Source organism: Devosia naphthalenivorans (genome assembly GCF_003056355.1).
Lineage (GTDB): Bacteria > Pseudomonadota > Alphaproteobacteria > Rhizobiales > Devosiaceae > Devosia > Devosia naphthalenivorans.
Genome location: NZ_PYVW01000006.1, coordinates 173,970 through 192,594, shown reverse-complemented (window position 1 = coordinate 192,594; position 18,625 = coordinate 173,970). Strand labels below are relative to the sequence as shown.

General features: G+C 62.5%; 19 protein-coding genes. 14 read left to right on the top strand and 5 right to left on the bottom strand.

Annotated elements, in window-relative coordinates; translation table 11 throughout:
• Window positions 1-257 precede the first annotated feature (257 nt).
• Complete coding sequence (locus tag C8264_RS10620; protein WP_108460950.1) at window positions 258-533, bottom strand: BolA family protein; 276 nt, start codon at window positions 531-533, stop codon at window positions 258-260.
• 46 nt (window positions 534-579) lie between these two features.
• Here C8264_RS10620 and C8264_RS10615 point away from each other — a divergent pair, with 46 nt between their 5' ends.
• From C8264_RS10615 to C8264_RS10600, 4 genes are all read left to right on the top strand, one after another.
• The gene (locus C8264_RS10615) at window positions 580-1,206 is read left to right on the top strand and encodes a J domain-containing protein (RefSeq protein ID WP_108460949.1); all 627 of its coding nucleotides are present in this window, start codon (window positions 580-582) and stop codon (window positions 1,204-1,206) included.
• A 243-nt stretch (window positions 1,207-1,449) separates the two neighbouring features.
• Window positions 1,450-2,433, top strand: a complete 984-nt coding sequence (gene cobS / locus C8264_RS10610) for a cobaltochelatase subunit CobS (protein WP_108460948.1) — start codon at window positions 1,450-1,452, stop codon at window positions 2,431-2,433.
• 135 nt (window positions 2,434-2,568) lie between these two features.
• Entirely contained in the window at window positions 2,569-4,458 is a 1,890-nt protein-coding gene (cobT, locus tag C8264_RS10605) for a cobaltochelatase subunit CobT (protein ID WP_108460947.1), read from the top strand.
• Complete coding sequence (locus C8264_RS10600; protein ID WP_108460946.1) at window positions 4,455-5,447, top strand: esterase-like activity of phytase family protein; 993 nt, start codon at window positions 4,455-4,457, stop codon at window positions 5,445-5,447. The genes cobT and C8264_RS10600 overlap by 4 nt, the downstream gene beginning before the upstream one ends.
• Before the next feature lie 104 nt (window positions 5,448-5,551).
• Here C8264_RS10600 and C8264_RS10595 read toward each other — a convergent pair whose 3' ends face one another.
• Together C8264_RS10595 and rpmB are read right to left on the bottom strand one after the other, a co-directional pair.
• Window positions 5,552-6,187 (bottom strand): VUT family protein, encoded by a 636-nt coding sequence (locus tag C8264_RS10595; RefSeq protein ID WP_108460945.1) that lies wholly within the window; start codon window positions 6,185-6,187, stop codon window positions 5,552-5,554.
• A 169-nt stretch (window positions 6,188-6,356) separates the two neighbouring features.
• The gene (gene rpmB / locus C8264_RS10590; protein ID WP_108460944.1) at window positions 6,357-6,644 is read right to left on the bottom strand and encodes a 50S ribosomal protein L28; all 288 of its coding nucleotides are present in this window, start codon (window positions 6,642-6,644) and stop codon (window positions 6,357-6,359) included.
• 215 nt (window positions 6,645-6,859) lie between these two features.
• On the opposite strand from rpmB, the gene C8264_RS10585 reads away from it, so the two are divergent.
• Window positions 6,860-7,642 (top strand): DUF3108 domain-containing protein, encoded by a 783-nt coding sequence (locus C8264_RS10585; RefSeq protein WP_162783570.1) that lies wholly within the window; start codon window positions 6,860-6,862, stop codon window positions 7,640-7,642.
• A gap of 377 nt (window positions 7,643-8,019) precedes the next feature.
• Here the strand turns inward: C8264_RS10585 and C8264_RS10580 are convergent, their stop codons facing one another.
• Window positions 8,020-8,346 (bottom strand): nuclear transport factor 2 family protein, encoded by a 327-nt coding sequence (locus C8264_RS10580; protein ID WP_108460942.1) that lies wholly within the window; start codon window positions 8,344-8,346, stop codon window positions 8,020-8,022.
• 494 nt (window positions 8,347-8,840) lie between these two features.
• Between C8264_RS10580 and C8264_RS10575 the strand changes: the two genes are divergently transcribed.
• From C8264_RS10575 to C8264_RS10560, 4 genes are all read left to right on the top strand, one after another.
• Window positions 8,841-11,840, top strand: a complete 3,000-nt coding sequence (locus C8264_RS10575) for a helicase-related protein (RefSeq protein ID WP_108460941.1) — start codon at window positions 8,841-8,843, stop codon at window positions 11,838-11,840.
• 2 nt (window positions 11,841-11,842) lie between these two features.
• Entirely contained in the window at window positions 11,843-12,250 is a 408-nt protein-coding gene (locus C8264_RS10570; protein ID WP_108460940.1) for an RNA-binding S4 domain-containing protein, read from the top strand.
• A 387-nt stretch (window positions 12,251-12,637) separates the two neighbouring features.
• Window positions 12,638-12,976 (top strand): ferredoxin FdxA, encoded by a 339-nt coding sequence (fdxA, locus tag C8264_RS10565; RefSeq protein ID WP_108460939.1) that lies wholly within the window; start codon window positions 12,638-12,640, stop codon window positions 12,974-12,976.
• Window positions 12,977-13,453: 477 nt separating this feature from the next.
• Window positions 13,454-14,023: a CarD family transcriptional regulator gene (locus tag C8264_RS10560; protein ID WP_108460938.1), complete on the top strand. Its 570-nt coding sequence runs from the start codon at window positions 13,454-13,456 to the stop codon at window positions 14,021-14,023.
• A gap of 134 nt (window positions 14,024-14,157) precedes the next feature.
• Here the strand turns inward: C8264_RS10560 and C8264_RS10555 are convergent, their stop codons facing one another.
• Window positions 14,158-14,994 carry a class I SAM-dependent methyltransferase gene (locus C8264_RS10555; protein WP_108460937.1) on the bottom strand — a complete coding sequence of 279 codons (837 nt, stop codon included), beginning with the start codon at window positions 14,992-14,994 and terminating at the stop codon, window positions 14,158-14,160.
• Here C8264_RS10555 and C8264_RS10550 point away from each other — a divergent pair.
• The 5 genes from C8264_RS10550 to C8264_RS10530 all read left to right on the top strand — a co-directional run bounded on the left by C8264_RS10550 (window position 14,993) and on the right by C8264_RS10530 (window position 18,473).
• Window positions 14,993-15,835: a ComF family protein gene (locus tag C8264_RS10550; protein WP_245893056.1), complete on the top strand. Its 843-nt coding sequence runs from the start codon at window positions 14,993-14,995 to the stop codon at window positions 15,833-15,835. The genes C8264_RS10555 and C8264_RS10550 overlap by 2 nt on opposite strands.
• A 36-nt stretch (window positions 15,836-15,871) precedes the next feature.
• A complete protein-coding gene (grxC, locus tag C8264_RS10545; protein WP_108460936.1) occupies window positions 15,872-16,126 on the top strand; it encodes a glutaredoxin 3 in 255 nt (84 codons plus the stop codon).
• Between the two features lie 121 nt (window positions 16,127-16,247).
• Window positions 16,248-17,078, top strand: a complete 831-nt coding sequence (locus C8264_RS10540) for a carbon-nitrogen hydrolase family protein (protein ID WP_108460935.1) — start codon at window positions 16,248-16,250, stop codon at window positions 17,076-17,078.
• A 58-nt stretch (window positions 17,079-17,136) separates the two neighbouring features.
• Complete coding sequence (locus C8264_RS10535; RefSeq protein WP_108460961.1) at window positions 17,137-17,562, top strand: DUF1178 family protein; 426 nt, start codon at window positions 17,137-17,139, stop codon at window positions 17,560-17,562.
• 41 nt (window positions 17,563-17,603) lie between these two features.
• Complete coding sequence (locus C8264_RS10530) at window positions 17,604-18,473, top strand: aldo/keto reductase (protein WP_108460934.1); 870 nt, start codon at window positions 17,604-17,606, stop codon at window positions 18,471-18,473.
• The last annotated feature ends 152 nt before the right edge of the window (window positions 18,474-18,625 follow it).

Here is an 18,625-nt window from a genome sequence, read left to right as displayed (position 1 = left end):
GCAGGCTGCCGCGAAAATCCGACCTGGCAACCATCACCGACGAGCACCTGCAAACCATTGTCGCCCTCTACAACAACACCCCGCGAAAATGTCTCGACTTCCAAACCCCAAATGAGGTCTTCTCCAGCTTCTCTAACCGTGTTGCACTTCAAACGTGAGTCCACCTTCCCGCTTTCGCGGGAATGACGCAGTGGGAGCAAGTCGCCGTGGGAGCAAGCAGACGGTGGCAGCAAGCCAACGGGAGCGGCAAGACGGTGCTAGGCAAACGGTCCGTCGACCGGTAGAACGTCGATGGCGAGCGCGTGCACCCGGTCTTTGAGTTCGGCGTCGAGCGTTTCCATCACCAGGCGATGTTGCGCAACGCGGCTGAGCCCGTCAAAATGACGGGTCGCGATTCTGACACGAAAATGGGTTTCACCACCCTCCCGCCACCCGGCGTGTCCGAAGTGCTTGTTCGATTCGTCGATCACATCGAGGAAAGCGGGGGCAAATTTAGCGGTGAGCTTGGCGGTCAGGGTGTCTTTGACGCTCATGGCAGCTGGGGCTTCCTATCTGGTTTCGGCATCTAACTAGGCGAGAATGAAACTGTCGTCCAAGATCTTTGATTCCATTCGCATCAAGCCACGCAAGGATGAAAAGCCGGCGCCGGCCGAACACGCCTGCGATTGGGAAGGCTGTGACAAGCCCGGTGAATACAAGGCGCCCAAGGGCCACCGCGGCGAGGGGCAGTACCACCATTTCTGCCTCGAGCATGTCCGCCACTACAACACCTCGTTCAACTTCTTTGCCGGCATGGAAAAGGACGAGCTGGAACAGGCTTTGCACACCCCGCCCAAGGCGGAATCCCGCTCGAGCTTTGCCACCGGCAATCCCGGCATCCGCAATTCGCGCACGGCCAAGGAAAGCCTGCGGCCCGGCGACAAATACGGCGATCCGTTCGGCGTGTTTGCCAAATACCGCCACCGCCAGGCACAGACGCCCGCCGCCGAACGCGTCAAGCCGCTGCACGAGCAGGATCGGCGGGCGCTGGAAACGCTGGGCATCATCGGCCACGCCAAGTCCGACCAGATCAAGCAGGCCTATAAATCCTTGGTCAAGATCCACCATCCCGACGCCAATGGTGGCGATAAATCCTCCGAGGACCGGCTGCGCGCGATCATCGCGGCGTATAGCCATCTGAAGAAGGCGGGATTTGTGGCGCGGTAGTGCCACGCCGTCCCACCCACAGCGTCACCCCCGCGAAAGCGGGGGCCTCCGTTACCTTCCTGAACGGAGGTTCCCGCTTTCGCGGGAATGACCCGGTGGGCAACCGGAACTGACGAAGTGGCAGGATAGTGAAGCGAGAGAGAGCCGCCACTTATCCTGCGGGCGCGTCTACCGCCACCGTCACAATCCTGCTATAGAGCCCGCGACTTCCTGCCTTCGATTTATCCCGCCAAGAGCTTTGCCATGACTGAGTACGCCAATCTGCCTGACACCGAATATTCGGCACGGGAATTGTTCGGCATCGACACCGACATGAAGGTGATGGGCTACAGCCAAGCCAATTCGCACGTGCCGCCGATCGATCCCGACTACCTGTTCGACCGCAACACCACGCTCGCGATCCTGGCCGGTTTCCAGTTCAACCGTCGCGTCATGGTGCAGGGCTATCACGGCACGGGCAAATCCACGCACATCGAGCAGGTCGCGGCGCGCCTCAACTGGCCGCTGGTCCGCGTCAATCTCGACAGCCACGTGTCGCGTATCGACCTGGTCGGCAAGGACGCCATCGTGCTCAAGGACGGCAAGCAGGTCACCGAATTCCGTGACGGCATCCTGCCATGGGCCGTGCAGAACAATGTGGCGCTGGTGTTCGACGAATATGACGCCGGCCGCCCGGACGTGATGTTCGTGATCCAGCGCGTGCTGGAAGTGGCGGGCCGGCTGACGCTGCTCGACCAGAACCGCGTGATCACGCCCCACCCGGCCTTCCGGCTGTTTTCGACCACCAACACGATTGGCCTGGGCGATACCTCGGGGCTTTATCACGGCACGCAGCAGATCAACCAGGGCCAGATGGACCGCTGGAGCCTCGTCACCACGCTCAACTATCTGCCGCATGACAAGGAAGTCGGGATCGTCCTGGCCAAGAACAAAGTCTATGGCGAGAACGACAAGGGCCGCAAGCTGATCGGCAACATGGTGCGGCTGGCCGATTTGACGCGCCAGGCCTTCATCAATGGCGATCTTTCCACCGTGATGAGCCCGCGCGCCGTGATCACCTGGGCCGAAAACGCCCAGATCTTCGGCGGCGATATCGGCTTTGCCTTCCGGCTGACGTTCCTCAACAAATGCGACGAACTCGAACGCCCTGTGGTCGCCGAGTTCTACCAGCGCGTGTTCGGGGAAGATCTGCCCGAATCCTCGGCCAACCTCGCCGTCACGGCATAAGCGCCACGGCCTCATCCTTCGACAGGCTCGGGATGAAGCCCATCATGAACCCTACTGATACCAAGTAGACCTCATGGTGAGCCTGTCGAACCACGAGGTCGTGGCACGATGGGCTTGCGGCCCTCATGGGATATCATGGCACAACCACCGCGCAGCAAAGCCAACAGGCCAGACCAGACCCAGGCGTTCAAGTCCGCCATGGGGGCGACGGTGCGCGCCATCGGTGGCAAGCCCGAGCTTGAGGTCACCTTCACCGCCGACCGGCCGCTGCTGACCTCGGACAAGGCGCGGTTGGCCAATCTGCCGCGGCTGCCGACGCGGCGCGATATCGCCATTGCCCGCGGGCAGGGCGATGCCATGGCGATGCGGCTGGCCAGCCACGACCCCGAGACGCACCGCAAGCGCTCGCCGATGGACGCTCAGGCCCGGGCGGCGTTCGATGCGCTGGAGCAGGCGCGCGTCGAGGCACTGGGCTGCGTGCGCATGCCGGGCATGGTGGGCAATATCGGGGAAATGCTGGAAGACCGGCTGTTCCGCGCCAATTTCGCCGAGGTCGACGACAAGGGCGATGCGCCGATTGCCGAGGCGCTGGGCCTGCTGCTGCGCGAGAAGCTCGCGGGTGTGCCGGTGCCGCCGTCGGGGCATGCGCTCGTGGATCTGTGGCGCAGTGAAATCGAGAGCAAGGGCGGCAAGTCGCTGGACCAGCTCGTGGGGCTCTACGAGAACCAGGACGCGTTCTCCAAGGCCGCCAAGCTGCTGCTGCGCGATCTCAACCTGGTGCCCGACAGCGAAATGGGCGACGCCGAGGATTCGGACGAGCAGGAGGGCGAAAACCAGGAGCCCGAGAGCGGCGACAGTGCCGACAAGTCCCCCGAGCAGGGTGAAGGCGAAAACGAAAGCCAAGACAGCGATCAGGACGAGCAGGCGGGCGATTCAGACGAAACCGGCGACGTCGAAGGCATCGAGTCGGAGATGGCCGATACCGACGAGGACGCGGCTGCCGAGGCGGGCGAAGATGCGCCCATGCCGCCGCCGGCCAAGGATGGCGGCACGCAGCTTTCCAACCAGTTCAACTACAAGGTGTTCACCACCAAGTTCGACGAGATCGTCAAGGCGGCCGAGCTTTGCCCGCCCGACGAGCTCGACCAGTTGCGCTCGCTGCTCGACAAGCAGCTGGAGAATTTGGCGGGGGCGGTGGCGCGGCTGGCCAACAAGCTGCAGCGGCGGTTGATGGCCAAGCAGAACCGCAGCTGGCAGTTCGATCTGGAGGAGGGGCTGCTCGATACGGCGCGGCTCACCCGCGTCGTGACGGACCCGATGCAGGCGCTCAGCTTCAAAGTCGAGAACGATACCGATTTCCGCGATACGGTCGTGACGCTGCTGATCGACAATTCGGGGTCGATGCGTGGGCGGCCGATCACCATTGCGGCGATTTGCGGGGATATTCTGGCCCGCACGCTGGAGCGGTGCGGCGTCAAGGTTGAGATCCTGGGCTTCACGACGCGCGCCTGGAAGGGCGGCAAGTCGCGTGAAGCCTGGCTTGAAGCGGGCCGTCCGGCCAATCCGGGGCGCGTCAACGATGTGCGCCACATCATCTACAAGGCGGCTGACGAGCCATGGCGCCATGCGCGGCGTAATCTGGGCCTGATGATGCGCGAGGGGCTACTCAAGGAGAACATCGACGGCGAGGCGCTGGAATGGGCGCGCAAGCGGCTGATGGCCCGGCCGGAGGCGCGGCGTATCCTGATGGTGATTTCCGATGGCGCGCCGGTCGATGACTCGACGCAGAGCGTCAACGCCGGCAATTACCTCGAAGCCCATTTGCGGCAGGTGATCGAGGATATCGAGACGCGCTCGCCGATCCAGCTGGTGGCGGTGGGCATTGGCCATGATGTGACGCGTTACTATCGCCGTGCGGTGACCCTGCTCGACGCCGAGGAATTGGCAGGTGCGCTGACGGACGAGCTGGCCTCCTTGTTCGACGAGGAAATGCCGGCCCAGAGCAGGCGGCGCGGACGGGGATGAGGGCGCAGCTGGCTTTCCTAGCTGCGGCGATGCTGACTGGCGCACAGCCAGCCAGCGCCGTGGAGGTGACGGTCAGCGCCGCCCAGATCACCCAGTTCAAGAACGCCAAGGTCGACCAGCAGGTCGACGGGTTGATCTTTCGCGGCGGCATCGCGATGGTCGCGCAGGTCGACATTTTCGGTGGGCTGTCGGGCCTGACCCTGACGGGCCCGAACAACCAGGTCAGCTTTGTCACCGATCGCGGCAATTTCGTTTCCGGGCATCTGGCCTATGACGACGACGACCGGCTGTTTGGGTTTATCGGCGTGAACATCGAGCCGATCCAGAACTCCAAGGGCGACCCGCTCCCTCGGCAATATGCCAAGGACGCCGAGAGCGTTGATACGGTCTATCGCGATGGCGTGCCGGTGGCAGTGCGCGTCGGCTTCGAAAACCTGACGCGCGTTGCCGATTTCGCGCTGACCAATGGCACTCCGGGCGGCGCGGCGCGGGAAATCAGCATTCCGCAATGGCTGAGCGATACCCGGTCCAACGAAGCGCTGGAATCGGTCTGCGTCGCCCCGCCTGCTTCCCCGATTGCCGGCTCGACGCTTCTGCTGGCCGAGGAAGTGCTGGATGAGACCGGCAATCATCGCGGCTGGCTACTGGGGCAGAACGACAAGGGGCCGATCGCCTACACCAATTCCTCGGTGGTCAACCCCACCGAATGCGCCTTCCTGCCCAATGGCGATTTGCTGGTGCTGGAGCGCGGCGTCTCCATGCTGAGCTTCGTGATGAATCTGCGCCGGGTGCCCGCAGCCGAGGTTCGGCCGGGCAATCTGATGGTGGGGGAGTTGCTGCTGTCGGCTACGGGCGGCTCCATCGACAACATGGAATCGCTGATGGTCCATACCGCGCCCAATGGCGAGCAGCGGATTGTCATTGGCTCGGATAACAATTTCAACGACTGGCAGCGGAGCCTGTTGTTGGAGTTTGCGCTGCCGGAATAGCCCCCACCTGACCTCCCCCTGAAGTAGGAAGTGGTGATGTAACAATGACCCGGTGGGGAAGCGAACAAGGTGAACCCTCCCCGGCAAGGGGAGGATAGGTCCAGCTAAGCCAGCACCGCGCTCCGCCCAGCCAACCATCCCCGCAGCGTCTTGTAGGGGGCCAGCATGAGCACCGTCAGCAGGAGCTTGACCAGGAAGTCGCCGGCCGCCAGCGAAACCCACAGCGGCACTTCGGGGCCGATGGCGAGGAATGGGGCGGGGAAGGCCAGCGAGCCGTCTTCGAGGCCGAAACCGGTATCGAGCCCTGCAAAGGCGGGCGCCATGGCGAGGCTGAAGAAGATCACCGTGTCGAGGGCCGAACTCACCAGGGATGAGAACATCGGTGCCTTCCACCAGGCGCCGTCGCGCAGGCGGTGGAAGATGGAGACGTCGAGCAGCTGCGCGACGAGGAACGCCGTGCCCGAGGCAATGGCGATGCGCGGGGTGGCCAGATAGACCGAGAGGATCACGGCAACGACGAACCCGGCAAGTACCGCGACGCGCGCCTTGGCAGGGCCGAAGGTGCGGTTGGTGAGGTCGGTTACGAGAAATGCGACAGGATAGGTCCAGGCGCCCCAGGTGAGGATATCGCCCAGATTGATCGGGCCAAGCTCCACCGCAAAGGGGTATTGCACAAGAACGTTGGAGGCCGCGACGACCACGACCATGGCGGCGATAGCCACCAGAAAGCGAGCTAGCATCAGAATGCACCTCTGTTGGCGCTGCCGGCAAAAGACCGGTGCGCGAGCTATACCCTCCGGTAGAGCCCGAGGGTGACGCGCGGTGATAGTCAAAGATCGCCGTACGCGCAAACAAAAACCGCGCGGAGCCAAAACCCCACGCGGCTAATTCTTGTTCAGAAGCTTTCGCTTAGACAGCGGCGAGGGCCGCGCGAACTTCCTTCTTGATGCCCTGGGCAAGCGTGCTCATGTCCGCATCGTCCTGCTTGAGCAGGAAAGCGTCGAGGCCACCACGGTGCTCGACGGTGCGCAGCGCGGCCGCGCTGATGCGCAGCTTCACGGGGCGGTCGAGTGCCTCGGACATCAGGGTCACGTTCAGCAGGTTCGGGAGAAACCGGCGACGGGTACGGTTGAGGGCGTGGGAAACGTTGTTACCGGTCATTACGCCTTTACCGGTCAGTTCGCAGCGACGTGCCATTGGGATATCCTATTTGTGTAAAGGTCCTGCGTGGCGGTTAATCCGCAACGGGCCTCGGTTGTTGTGAAATCAAGCGGGTCTTTAGAGAAAAGGGGCCCTCGCGTCAAGGCAAGCTGCGCTCAAACGGCTGCGAGCGCCTTGCGCAGGCCATATCGCGCGGGCACTTTCACATCGAATAGCTGATTCGCTGCCGCTCAAGCCCTGAGACCTTGCCCTTGCCCCAGTCCCGCTTTGCTCTTTCCGCCGCCTTTGCGCTCCTGCTGTCCCTGCCCGCCGCCGCGGCCGAGGTGGACGCCCAGGCAAGTTACATCCTGACGCTGGGCGGCATCAATATTGCGGCCATGAATGTGGACCTCAACGATAACGGGCGCAGCTATAGCCTGGATCTTGATGCCAATGTTGCCGGGTTCGGCGCCGTCGTGGCCAGCGGCACCGCCAAGGCGAGCTCGCAGGGGGCTTCAGCCAGCAATGGCCTCGTGTCACAGAGCTTCGATCTGCAGACGCGCGCCCAGGGCGAGATCTTTACCGTCGACGTGACCTTTGCCGGGCGGGACGTGTCCTCGTTCCAGGTCGAGCCGCCAATCGTCGACAATTACGACCGGGTGCCGATCGAGCGCAACCACCTCAGCGGCGCCGGCGATTTCCTGTCCGCCTTTGTGCTGAAGGGCGGGGCGCTGGACAAAAGCCTCTGCCAGCGCAAGGTCGGCATCTTCACCGGCGTCGAGCGGTTCAATATCGCCATGTCCTACGCGCGGGAGGAAGTCGCCAACTCGCCACGCACCGGCTATCAGGGGCCAGTGGTGCTGTGCACTGTCGATTACCAGCCCGTCTCGGGCCATTTCACCTCCTCTGACATCACCAATTACCTGGCGGACAGCGACCGCATCGTCATCTGGTATGCCCCCTTGGGCGAGACGGGCTATTTCATTCCCTATCGCGTCCTGCTGGGCACCAATATGGGCGATCTCTCCATGGTGCTGACCGGCATGAAGTACTGAGGCACTGTCCCGCTCCGGGACGGTCAACGGGTTTTTCGTTTATTTTGAATAATTAAGCGCCGGTGTGGGGGGAGCAAACCCCTTAACGTCGGCGCTTCCATTTCCGGCCCCTCACGCAACACTCTCGTGAGATTTGGCGAAATGGGCGGGAAATTAACTGAACGGTGACGAAGATGAAGCGCCGGGAGCCCTCAGCGTCACTTCGCGGGCCGAAAGAACGGCGTCTGGTGTACCCGCTACCCAGGACCCACCAGATATCGCCGTGAACAAACCCGCATTTTGCCAATCTGCTCGATTCGGCCGCTGTTCGTTCTGGCTTTGATCCAAGAATGAACCGGCCCCCCACGAAAGCGTAAAATTGTTCCGAAACGGGACGGCTACAGCGTCTCGAGCGACTGAATTTTGCCGCCCTCGGAAACCAGCGCCTGTCGCAGTGTTACCGGGCTGCCCGGAAAAGTGCCGGACACCTTGAACGTCACGATCGTGCGGGCGCCGTCCTGGCTGGCCTCGGCGATTTCATAGCGCGGGTGATATCGGCTTTCGACGCTTTCGAGCCAGGCCTCGATCTGCTCGCGTCCGCGATGCACCTGGCCTTCGTCGAGCACCGCTGCGTCGGGGGCAAACAGGGGCGCGATCTTTGCCCGGTCGCTGGCTGCGAAATATTGCGACAGCGGCGCGGGCAGGTTTGCAGGATCAAAACTCATCTAGGCACCTATATGTTGATCTCGGCGCCTTCCCTGCGCCACCGGCCCTGCCAGAACCTGTCAGCAGCCATTGTCCCGCCCTGGCACGGTCAATCCGGTATTTAATTTATCTGCCTGTCGCTGAGCCCCGAAACCCGGCGCTCTGTTCCTCAATGGCGCAGCAAATCCATCCGCGCAGCCATTCACATCTCGGTAAGATACCGATGATTCCGGCGCAATTTCACCCTTTCGCAAGAATGTTGAACGCCGGCAGGCTGGAAACTGCGGCTCGCGACACCACATTGGAGGCACTTGGGGTTTGTTGGCTGGCGACCCACCAGCGCTAGTGGTGAACAAACCGGCATTTGCGGGTAATCGCCGATTCGATGCTGCTTCGTTCCACAGACGTTCCGTTTATTAAACCACACCGCAAAAAGGTCGCTATTGTTGTCCTTTCCTGGGACAGTGTATTGCGGCCCTCGCAACTGGCAGATTGACCCCCTACATTGGCAGCGATGACCTTCTCGCCTCCTCAATCGGTCAAGGCGATCCTTGGCCCGACCAACACCGGCAAGACCTATTTTGCCATCGAGCGCATGCTGGCCCACCCCACGGGGATGATAGGCTTGCCGCTGCGCCTGCTCGCGCGCGAGGTTTATCAGCGCTGCGTGGAGCGGGTGGGCGAGGGTGCGGTGGCGCTGGTCACCGGCGAGGAGCGCATCGTTCCGGCCAAGCCGCGCTTCTGGGTTTGCACCGTGGAGGCCATGCCCACCGATATCCGCGTCGATTGCGTCGCCATCGACGAAATCCAGACCGCGATCGATTTCGACCGTGGCCATGTGTTCACCGATCGCATTCTCAATGCGCGTGGCAGCAGCGAAACCCTGCTGCTAGGGGCGGCGACGATGGAGCCGGTGATCCGCAGGCTCCTGCCGCATGCCGAAATCATCGACCGGCCGCGCTTTTCGCACCTGACCTATGCGGGCTCGAAAAAGATTTCGCGCCAGCCTGCGCGCTCGGCCATCGTCGCGTTCTCCGCCCGCCAGGTCTATGCCATAGCCGAGTTGATCCGGCGCGAGCGCGGTGGCGCTGCCGTGGTGATGGGGGCGCTATCGCCCCGCACCCGCAATGCCCAGGTCGAGCTCTACCAGAACGGCGATGTGGATTTCCTGGTCGCAACCGACGCCATCGGCATGGGGCTGAACCTCGATATCCATCATGTCGCCTTTGCCGACGACACCAAATTCGACGGTCACCAGAGCCGTATGCTGACGCCTGCCGAAATCGGGCAGATCGCTGGCCGGGCCGGCCGCCATGCCCGCAACGGCACTTTTGGGGTCACCGGCGGCACCGAGGGATTCGACGAGGAAATGGTCGTGGCGCTCGAAACGCACGACTTTGACCCCGTCAAAGTGCTGCAATGGCGCAACAACCAGCTGGATTTCTCATCCATCCCCGCCTTGATGAACAGCCTTGAAAGGTCCCCCGAGCATCGCAGCCTTACCCGCGTGCCCATTGCCAAGGACCAGCAGGCGCTCGAGTTCGTCTCGCGCAACGAAGCGGGCCAGCTGGCGCGTGGGCTCGATGGGGCGCGGCTGCTGTGGGAATGCTGCCAGATCCCGGATTATCAGGGGATTTCGCCTGCCAATCACGGCGAAATCGTCACCAGAATTTACTCGGACTTAGTCAAACACGGCAAGGTAAACGCCGACTGGATTGCCGAGCAGGTGCGCTTTTGCGACAATGCGAGCGGCGATATCGACACGCTCAGCAACCGGATCAAGCAGATCCGAACCTGGACCTTTGTCGCCAATCGTAAAAACTGGCTTGCGGACCCGTCACATTGGCGCGAAAAGACACGGGATATTGAAGACCGCCTGAGTGATGCGCTCCACGAGCGCCTGACCCAGCGGTTCGTCGATCGGCGCACAAGCGTGCTGCTTCGTCATCTGAAAGACAAACGTATGGCATCTCCCGAGATCAATGAACGTGGCGAAGTGCGGCTGGAAGGCCACCTCATCGGCACGCTCGAAGGCTTCCGTTTCACCCTGGCGCGCCACGATGGTGATGCCGACACCAAGGGATTGCGCACGGCGGCCGATTCTGTGGTGGCGCCTGAAATCCATAATCGTGCCGACAGGCTGGCCGGCGCGCCGAACGAAGAGTTCGTGCTGGCAACCGATGGGCGCCTCCGCTGGAAGGGTGATCTGGTTGCCGAACTGATCGAGGGCGATAGCCTTTATCGTCCGCGCATCCTGATCCTTGCCGACGAGACCCTGACCGGCACCGATTTGGAACGCGTGCAGGACCGCTTGAGCCTCTGGCTGCGCCATCACATCAATACCGTACTCGAAGGCGTCATGGCGCTGGAAGCGCCCGCAGACCTCGATGGCGCCGCGCGTGGCATTGCCTATCAGCTGTTTGAAAATCTGGGGCTGATCCCCCGGGCGCAGGTGGCCGAGGAGGTCAAGAACCTCGACCAGGACGTGCGCGGCAAGATGCGCAAGCTGGGCATCAAGTTCGGCGCCTACCACATCTACTTGCCGCTTTCGCTCAAGCCCGCCCCGCGCGAGCTGGCGCTGATCCTGTTTGCGCTCAAGCATGGCGGCGTGCGCCAGCCCGGCGTCACCGACATTCCCCATATCGTGCTTTCGGGCCGTACCTCTTTCGTGGTCGATCCCGAGGTCGATACGCGGCTCTATGAAGTCGCGGGTTTCAAGGTTGCCGGGCGGCGCGCGGTGCGTGTCGATATCCTGGAGCGCCTTGCCGATATCATTCGTCCGCTGATCGCGCTCGATCCAACGCGCTTCCAGGGTGAGGTGCCCGCCGGTGCGGCCGAGGGCAATGGCTTCCGCGTTACCGTGGAGATGACGTCGCTTTTGGGCTGCTCGGGTGAGGATTTTGCCTCGATCCTGAATTCGCTGGGCTATCGCGTCAAGCGCGTGCCCAAGGTGGCGGCGCCTGCCGTTGCCGCCGAAGCAAGTGCCGAAGCGCCGGCGCTTGAGGAAGTGCTGAGCGAAAACCCGGCTTCTCTCGATGCCCCCGATGCTACCCCGGTTGAGGCGGTTCCGGCGGAAGCCGACGCGCCGGTGCCCGATGCCATTCCCGCGACGACCGTGGTGGAAGCTGCGCCCGAGGCCGCTGAAGCAACGCCAGCCGAGCCCGAGTTCGACGAGATCTGGTCTCCATCCGGCAAGCGCCATGACCACCGCCGCCACGAGGGGCACCGTCGTCCCGAGGGCGAAGGTCAGGTTCGTCCGCCGCGGTCCGAACGCCAGCGTCCGGCTGCCAATCGCCGTCCGGAAGGGGAGGTGCAGGACCTGAGCAAGGCGCAGCACCTCAATCCCAGGCCCAAGTTCGAAGGCAAGGGGCGCAACGACAATCGCCGCCCCGACAAGCCGCGCGACGACCGTCCGAAATTCGAGCGCCCGCAGCCGGAGCGCAAGGAAAAGGCGTTCGATCCGGATAGCCCCTTCGCCAAACTTGCGGCCCTGCGTGACCGCAAGGCGGAGTAGCCATGGTCGAACCTGTCGCGCCAGTCCGCAAGGAGCGGCTCGACAAGTTCCTGTTCTATTCGCGCGCGCTGAAGTCCCGCACCCTGGCGCAGAAAATCATCGAGACCGGCGCCATCCGGGTCAATTCCGAACGCACCGACCGTAGCGACTACAAGGTCGGCGCAGGCGACGTGCTGACCATGGCGCTACATGGCCGCATCGTCATCTGGCGCATCCTCGACCCCGGCCAACGCCGTGGCCCGGCCAGCGAAGCGCAGGGGCTATACGAAGACATCTCCCCGCCACCACTGCCCAGGCAGGAATTGTCGCCCTATGACGCGGCGATTGCTCAGCGCGGGGAAGGCGCCGGGCGCCCGACCAAGAAAGAACGGCGGGAGACGGACAAGTTGCGGGGCGGGGACGAGGGATAGAGGATCCTTTTGCCACGCTGCAGCCAGTCGATCTCGACACCTTCTCCCGCACGGGGAGTGTTTACTTTCCACCGGGTCATTCCCGCGAAAGCGGGAACCTCCGTTGGCGATGATTGTAAGGAAAACAGAGGTTCCCGCTTTCGCGGGAATGACGTTGTGGTTGTGACATCGTCGAAACAAGCAGTCCGAAGTAAACACTCTCCCCTCAAGAGGGAGGCGATTGCCCGGCGAAAGCGGCCGGAGAGATGCCACACTCATTCCTCAAGCCGGAACACTGTTCCCCTGCACGGCCTTCCTGCGCCAAAAGGTGCGCCTCACCAGCCTTGCAGCGCGGGGGAAAACGGTTTAGCACCAACCCCGTTGAGACCTGCCGGACTACCGCTCCAGATGACCTATATCGTCACCGACAATTGCATCGCCTGCAAATACACCGACTGCGTTGAAGTCTGCCCGGTGGACTGCTTCTACGAAGGCGAGAACATGCTGGTGATCCACCCCGACGAATGCATCGATTGTGGCGTGTGCGAGCCTGAATGCCCAGCCGAAGCCATCAAGCCCGATACCGAAAGCGGGCTGGACGAATGGCTGGCGCTCAATACCAAATTTGCATCGATGTGGCCGAACCTGACCGAGCGCCGTGATCCCTTGCCCGAGGCCAAGGAGAAGGACGGCGAGACGGGCAAGCTCGAGAAGTATTTCTCGGACGCTCCCGGCGAAGGCGACTGAGGCCAACTGCCACGACGCGCCCGGTCGACACCCTCCCCCTTGCGGGAAGGGATCAAGGGTGGGGGTTGATTGGCCTCGATACGGTGGCTCCCTCCCGGCCTCCCCCGTCGAGGGGGAGGTGTAGATCGAGTGCTGGGCAAGTTCGCTCGAAGGCAATAACCAGCCGCATCATTGTCACAATCCGGTTGCGCAAAAATCACGATCACTTCACCGGTGATTCGTAGCTTTTGATTTTGCTGATTTTTTGTGCTATGGTCTCTTCATATGCAGCTGAGCCCGTCACCCAACCCGTGCCTTAAGGCACGATTTTTTTGACAACATCGCAGGATGCACTGATCCCCGGGCAAGCGGACCCGGTGGGATCATGGGGTTTTTGTTGCGCGCGGCGTCCCGTCCGGACGCGAGTAGAAGAGTAGGCATGGACGGTCCTTCCCGCAGGGAACTGTCCATTGGGGCGTCAACAAGGAGTTCCACCATATGGTAGTCAAGAAGTCACAGCAGCGGCTCGGATTCAAGACTGGCGAGTACGTCGTTTATCCAGCGCATGGCGTTGGCGTAATCGTCTCGATCGAGGAACAGGAAGTCGCCGGTCTGACCCTTGAATTGTTTGTCATCAGCTTCGAGCAGGACAAGCTGACCCTGCGCGTTCCCGTTGCAAAGATCAAGTCCGTTGGCATGCGCAAGCTGGCCGAAGAGGATCTGGTCACCCAGGCCCTGACGACCGTGACCGGTCGCGCCCGCGTCAAGCGCACCATGTGGTCGCGTCGCGCGCAGGAATATGAAGCCAAGATCAATTCGGGCGATCTGATCGCCATCTCCGAAGTCGTGCGCGATCTCTATCGCTCCGAAGAACAGCCCGAGCAGTCCTATTCGGAACGCCAGCTGTTCGAGCAGGCCATGGACCGCATGAGCCGCGAAATCGGCGCCGTCAACAAGCTGACGCTGACCGAAGCCGTGCAACTTATCGAGAAGAATCTCGCCAAGTCGCCCAAGCGCACCAAGGCCGATGCGGCCGAAGCCGAAAGCGACGAGGAAGCTGCCGCCTGATTGCGGCGCTGAGGAACTCTGAAGGAGGCCGGTGGCAACACCGGCCTCTTTTTTGTGCGGTGTTCCAGTGGGTGTCGCGGTTAACACTATGTTAACCGATTGCCGCGAGCGGTGGCACCGCATCGAAGATCAAGCTATCCGTCCGAGCGTCCCAGCACATCACCCAGACGCACCTTGGCGCTGCCGGGCTTGAGCGGCTGTTGCTGGCTTTCATGCGGCGCCCAGCCCGATAGCCAGATGATCTCGAGCGTTGCCCGCACCCGCCCATCCGGATCTCCGTCGCGCACTAGATAAGCGTTGGCGGCAGCCGCCAGCAGGGCAGGGGTGGCCAGCCGACGGGGCCGGTCCACCAGCGGGTTGGCCGCGCCCAAAGTCTTGAGTTCGCTCATCAATGCAAATGGCGACGAATAGCGCACGACATGGGTTTCGACATCGGCGACAGGCAGCGCCAGCCCGGCGCGTTGCAGCAGCGCACCTGCGTCCCGCACCTGGATCATCGGCGCCACCCGCGCCGAAGCGCCACCGAAAACCAGCGCATCCGCCGCGAGGAACGCCTCGCGCAATTCGGTGAGCGTTTCTCCACCCAGCGCCGCGATCAGCAGCAGCCCGTCCGGCGCCAGTTTCCGGCGCAACTGCGCCAGATATCCCGGCACATCGTTGACTGCCTGCAGGTGCAGCAGCGAGACGATCAGGTTGAAACCATCGCCCTCGATATCGGGCACTTCGCTGTCCCCGGCGAAAGCCTCGAAGCGCTGGAAGGCAAACTGCGCGCTGGCGGTCTGGCCGAATTCGGGGAGCCTGTCGCGATCGGGCCCGATGATCAGCGCTTTGGGAAACTCTCGAATCAGCGTTGCGAGACGATCCTGCAAATCCGCCAGCACCAGATCATGCACGAAATCGCCCGTGTTCGGGCGGCGCGCCAGGTGCCGGGCGATCAATGCTGTGTCAAAAATCGGTGGCGGTTGGCTCATGATGGACTTGCGGCCAATCGGGGACGTGGCACTATGCACGCTTATGGAGAGCCCGGATGCGATTGTCAAAAACGAGGGGTGGCATCGCCGCCTCGGCAAGGGCGCGCGGTGGGCTGGCGGCGTGCTGCTCGATCTGGTCTATCCCCCGGTCTGCCTCGGATGCGACGCGCCGACGGCCGTGGCCAATACAATTTGTCCCGATTGTTTCACCGGTCTTCGGCCGATCACGGCGCCACTCTGTCCGGTCATGGGCCTGCCGTTTGAAATCTCGCTTGGGCCGGGTGCCCTTTCGGCCGAGGCGCTGGCCGATCCGCCGCCATTCGGCCGGGCACGCGCCGCCGTCATCTACAATGAAATGGCGCGCACGCTGGTGTCCCGCCTTAAATATGGCGACCGGCCGGAACTGGCGCAGTTCTGCGCGCGATTGATGGCCGGCGCCGGGCACGAGCTTTGGGCCGGTGCGCCAATTCTCGTGCCGGTTCCACTGCACCGGGCCCGTCAACGCGAGCGCCGCTACAACCAGTCCACGGAACTCGCCAATGCGCTGGGCAAGCTCACCGGCCTGCGCGTAGACACGAGCCTGGTGCAGCGCACAAGGAAGACGCGCCAGCAGGTTGGCCTCACCGGGGATGGACGGCAGCGCAACGTGCAGGGCGCTTTCGCCGTTCACCCCGATATTCTGGTGCGCGCGAAGGGCCGGCCGATCGTGCTGATCGATGACGTCTACACAACCGGCGCCACCATCAAGGCGGTAACGCGCACCCTGCTCAAGGCGGGGGTCGAGGCGGTCGATGTGATGAGCTTCGCGCGCGTTGTCATTGGTGCGGAACTGCCCATATAAGAGGGACAATCCCCTTGTCTCTGCTGGAGAAAATCGATGGCCAAAATCGAAATCTATACCACGCCAACTTGTCCCTATTGCCACGCCGCCAAGGCGCTGCTGAACGACAAGGGCGCTGAATACACCGAAATCACCGTGCTCGATCCCGCGCTGCGCGCCGCCATGACCGAGCGCGCTCATGGCCGGCGCACCGTGCCGCAGATTTTCATCGGCGAGACCCATGTCGGTGGCTATGATGACATGGCGGCCCTGGATCGCCAGGGTGGGCTGGACCCGCTGCTCGCTCAATAATGACACGACCTCGTCCTTCGACAGGCTCAGGATGAGGTCTACTGAAACGCCGACGTTCGGGAGACCTCATGGTGAGCTTGTCGAACCATGAGGGCGCTGACCCAATCCCAAAGGGCAAATAATGAAAATCGCCGCTATCCAGATGCGCTCCGGCCTTGATCCCGACGCCAATATCGCCGCACTGGAGCCATTGCTGGCTGAGGCCGTCGCGGGGGGCGCGACTTACGTGCTTACCCCGGAAGTGACGGTGCTTTTCCCCGAGAATCGGGAGCATCTGGCCAGCGTCGCGGCTCCCTATGAGGACCACCCGCAATTGCGGCGCGTGGGCGAATTGGCGAAGCTGCACGGCATCCACATTCATATCGGCTCGCTTGCCGTGCCCTTGCCCGATGGACGCTTTGCCAATCGCAGCGTGCTGTTCGGGCCAGACGGCGCGATCGTCGCCACCTATGACAAAATCCATTTGTTCGATGCGACGATTGCCGGGCTCAACGCCTATCGTGAAAGCGCCACCTATGCGGCGGGTGAACAGGCCATCACCGCGCCCGTGGGTGAATTCACGCTTGGCATGAGCATCTGCTACGACATGCGCTTCCCGCGACTGTTCAATAGCCTGGCGAATGCCGGAGCGACGCTGATCGCCGTGCCTGCGGCTTTCACCGTGCCCACGGGGCAGGCACACTGGCACGTGCTGCTGCGTGCGCGGGCAATCGAAACTGGCTCCTATGTCATCGCCGCGGCCCAGGGCGGGCACCATCCCAATGGCCGGGCCACCTATGGTCATTCGATCATCATCGACCCGTGGGGCCGGATTGTTGCCGAACTCGACCATGACGAGCCAGGCGTGTTGCTGGCCGATATCGACCCGCAACAGGTCACCGATGCACGCGAACGCATACCGGCACTTGCCAATGCCCGGGATTTTGCCGCGCCGCAGACGTTGCAGGCCTGACACTTCGCCCTATATCTAGTTTGTATTGGCCCCGTTCGGGCCGCAGAGACAGTTTGCCGTGATTCAGTATTCCCTTCAGTGTTCCAAAGGCCACCGCTACGACGCATGGTTCAAGAATGCCGATGCGTATGATCAGCAGCAGGCGCGCGGCATCGTCAGTTGCGCGGTTTGCGGCGATGGCGCCGTGGAAAAGGCGCCGATGGCGCCTGCCGTTGCGCGCACCGATGGCGAGAAGGTGTCGCTGAGCTCCGGGTCTGCCGAGGCACGCCGCTTCCGTGAATTGCTGCGCGCCTATCGTCAGAAGGTGATGAGCGAAGCCGATTATGTCGGCGACAAATTTGCCGAAGAGGCGCGCAAGATCCATTTCGAGGAGACCGAAGCCCGCGGCATTTATGGCGAGGCCACCCGCGACGAGGTGATCGCCCTGGCCGATGACGGCATCGAGTTCATGCCGCTGCCGGATCTGCCTGAAGAACACAACTAGTTCCGAGCGCCATTTCCGGCGCGACCAACGGAGACATCGTCATGACCACACTCGATGCAGCCCTTTCGGGCACTTTTGCCATTGGCGGCGACCTTGAGGTCAACCGCCTGGGTTTTGGCGCCATGCGCATTACCGGCAGGGGCATCTGGGGTCCGCCCGAGGACCCCGCAGAAGCCAAGGCCACGCTGCGGCGCCTGCCCGAGCTCAATGTCAATTTCATCGACACGGCGGAAAGCTATGGCCCCTATATCAGCGAAGAGTTGATCGGGGAGGTGCTGGCGCCTTATTCCAATGGGACTGTCATCGCGACCAAGAGCGGGCTGACCCGCACCGGTCCTGACCAGTGGCTCCAACTGGGCCGCCCCGAATTCCTGCGGCAGGGCGCGCTCCAGAGCCTGCGCCGGCTCAAGCTCGAAACCATCGATCTCTGGCAGCTGCACCGCATTGATAGCAAGACACCGCGCGAGGATCAGTTCGGCGCCATCCAGCAATTGCAGAAGGACGGCATCGTGCGCCATGTCGGCCTCAGCGAAGTCAGCGTCGAGGACATCAAGCAGGCGCAGAAATACTTCAAGGTCGCGACCGTCCAGAACATGTACAATCTGGTCAGCCGCAATGCCGAAGACGTGCTGGAGTTCTGCGAGGCCAATAATATCGGGTTCATTCCGTGGCGGCCGATCGATGGCGGCAATCTGGAATCCACCAGCGCCGAGTTCAAGGCGATCATGGACAAGCATGAGGCCTCCGCCAGCCAGATCGCGCTGGCCTGGATGCTGAAGCGCTCGCCAGTGATGCTGCCCATTCCTGGCACCGGCAAGGTAAAGCACCTGGAAGAAAACGTCGCCGCTGCCGCGATCAAGCTCAGCGACGAGGACTTCCGCACGCTGGACGCGATCGGCCGCAAGGGCTGATCGGCGCCACTCACGCGCAAACGACATCGCTCCTCGGGTTAGCCCGGGGAGTTTTCGTTTCTGGCGATGGGTGGGGATTAGGTCGGTTCGATAGGGAGGGTGGAATCCCCGCTATCGAACCTAACCAACAAGACATCTTGGCAGACACCTTG

What these genes read in the sequence shown, in the direction of transcription:
- rpmB (WP_108460944.1), bottom strand. Translation starts at nt 6,644, where the DNA reads ATGGCACGTCGCTGCGAACTGACCGGTAAAGGCGTAATGACCGGTAAC.
- C8264_RS10595 (WP_108460945.1), bottom strand. Translation starts at nt 6,187, where the DNA reads ATGCTAGCTCGCTTTCTGGTGGCTATCGCCGCCATGGTCGTGGTCGTC.
- fdxA (WP_108460939.1), top strand. Translation starts at nt 12,638, where the DNA reads ATGACCTATATCGTCACCGACAATTGCATCGCCTGCAAATACACCGAC.
- cobT (WP_108460947.1), top strand. Translation starts at nt 2,569, where the DNA reads ATGGCACAACCACCGCGCAGCAAAGCCAACAGGCCAGACCAGACCCAG.
- C8264_RS10530 (WP_108460934.1), top strand. Translation starts at nt 17,604, where the DNA reads ATGACCACACTCGATGCAGCCCTTTCGGGCACTTTTGCCATTGGCGGC.
- grxC (WP_108460936.1), top strand. Translation starts at nt 15,872, where the DNA reads ATGGCCAAAATCGAAATCTATACCACGCCAACTTGTCCCTATTGCCAC.
- C8264_RS10570 (WP_108460940.1), top strand. Translation starts at nt 11,843, where the DNA reads ATGGTCGAACCTGTCGCGCCAGTCCGCAAGGAGCGGCTCGACAAGTTC.
- C8264_RS10620 (WP_108460950.1), bottom strand. Translation starts at nt 533, where the DNA reads ATGAGCGTCAAAGACACCCTGACCGCCAAGCTCACCGCTAAATTTGCC.
- C8264_RS10580 (WP_108460942.1), bottom strand. Translation starts at nt 8,346, where the DNA reads ATGAGTTTTGATCCTGCAAACCTGCCCGCGCCGCTGTCGCAATATTTC.
- C8264_RS10540 (WP_108460935.1), top strand. Translation starts at nt 16,248, where the DNA reads ATGAAAATCGCCGCTATCCAGATGCGCTCCGGCCTTGATCCCGACGCC.
- C8264_RS10550 (WP_245893056.1), top strand. Translation starts at nt 14,993, where the DNA reads ATGATGGACTTGCGGCCAATCGGGGACGTGGCACTATGCACGCTTATG.
- C8264_RS10600 (WP_108460946.1), top strand. Translation starts at nt 4,455, where the DNA reads ATGAGGGCGCAGCTGGCTTTCCTAGCTGCGGCGATGCTGACTGGCGCA.
- C8264_RS10555 (WP_108460937.1), bottom strand. Translation starts at nt 14,994, where the DNA reads ATGAGCCAACCGCCACCGATTTTTGACACAGCATTGATCGCCCGGCAC.
- C8264_RS10615 (WP_108460949.1), top strand. Translation starts at nt 580, where the DNA reads ATGAAACTGTCGTCCAAGATCTTTGATTCCATTCGCATCAAGCCACGC.
- cobS (WP_108460948.1), top strand. Translation starts at nt 1,450, where the DNA reads ATGACTGAGTACGCCAATCTGCCTGACACCGAATATTCGGCACGGGAA.
- C8264_RS10560 (WP_108460938.1), top strand. Translation starts at nt 13,454, where the DNA reads ATGGTAGTCAAGAAGTCACAGCAGCGGCTCGGATTCAAGACTGGCGAG.
- C8264_RS10575 (WP_108460941.1), top strand. Translation starts at nt 8,841, where the DNA reads ATGACCTTCTCGCCTCCTCAATCGGTCAAGGCGATCCTTGGCCCGACC.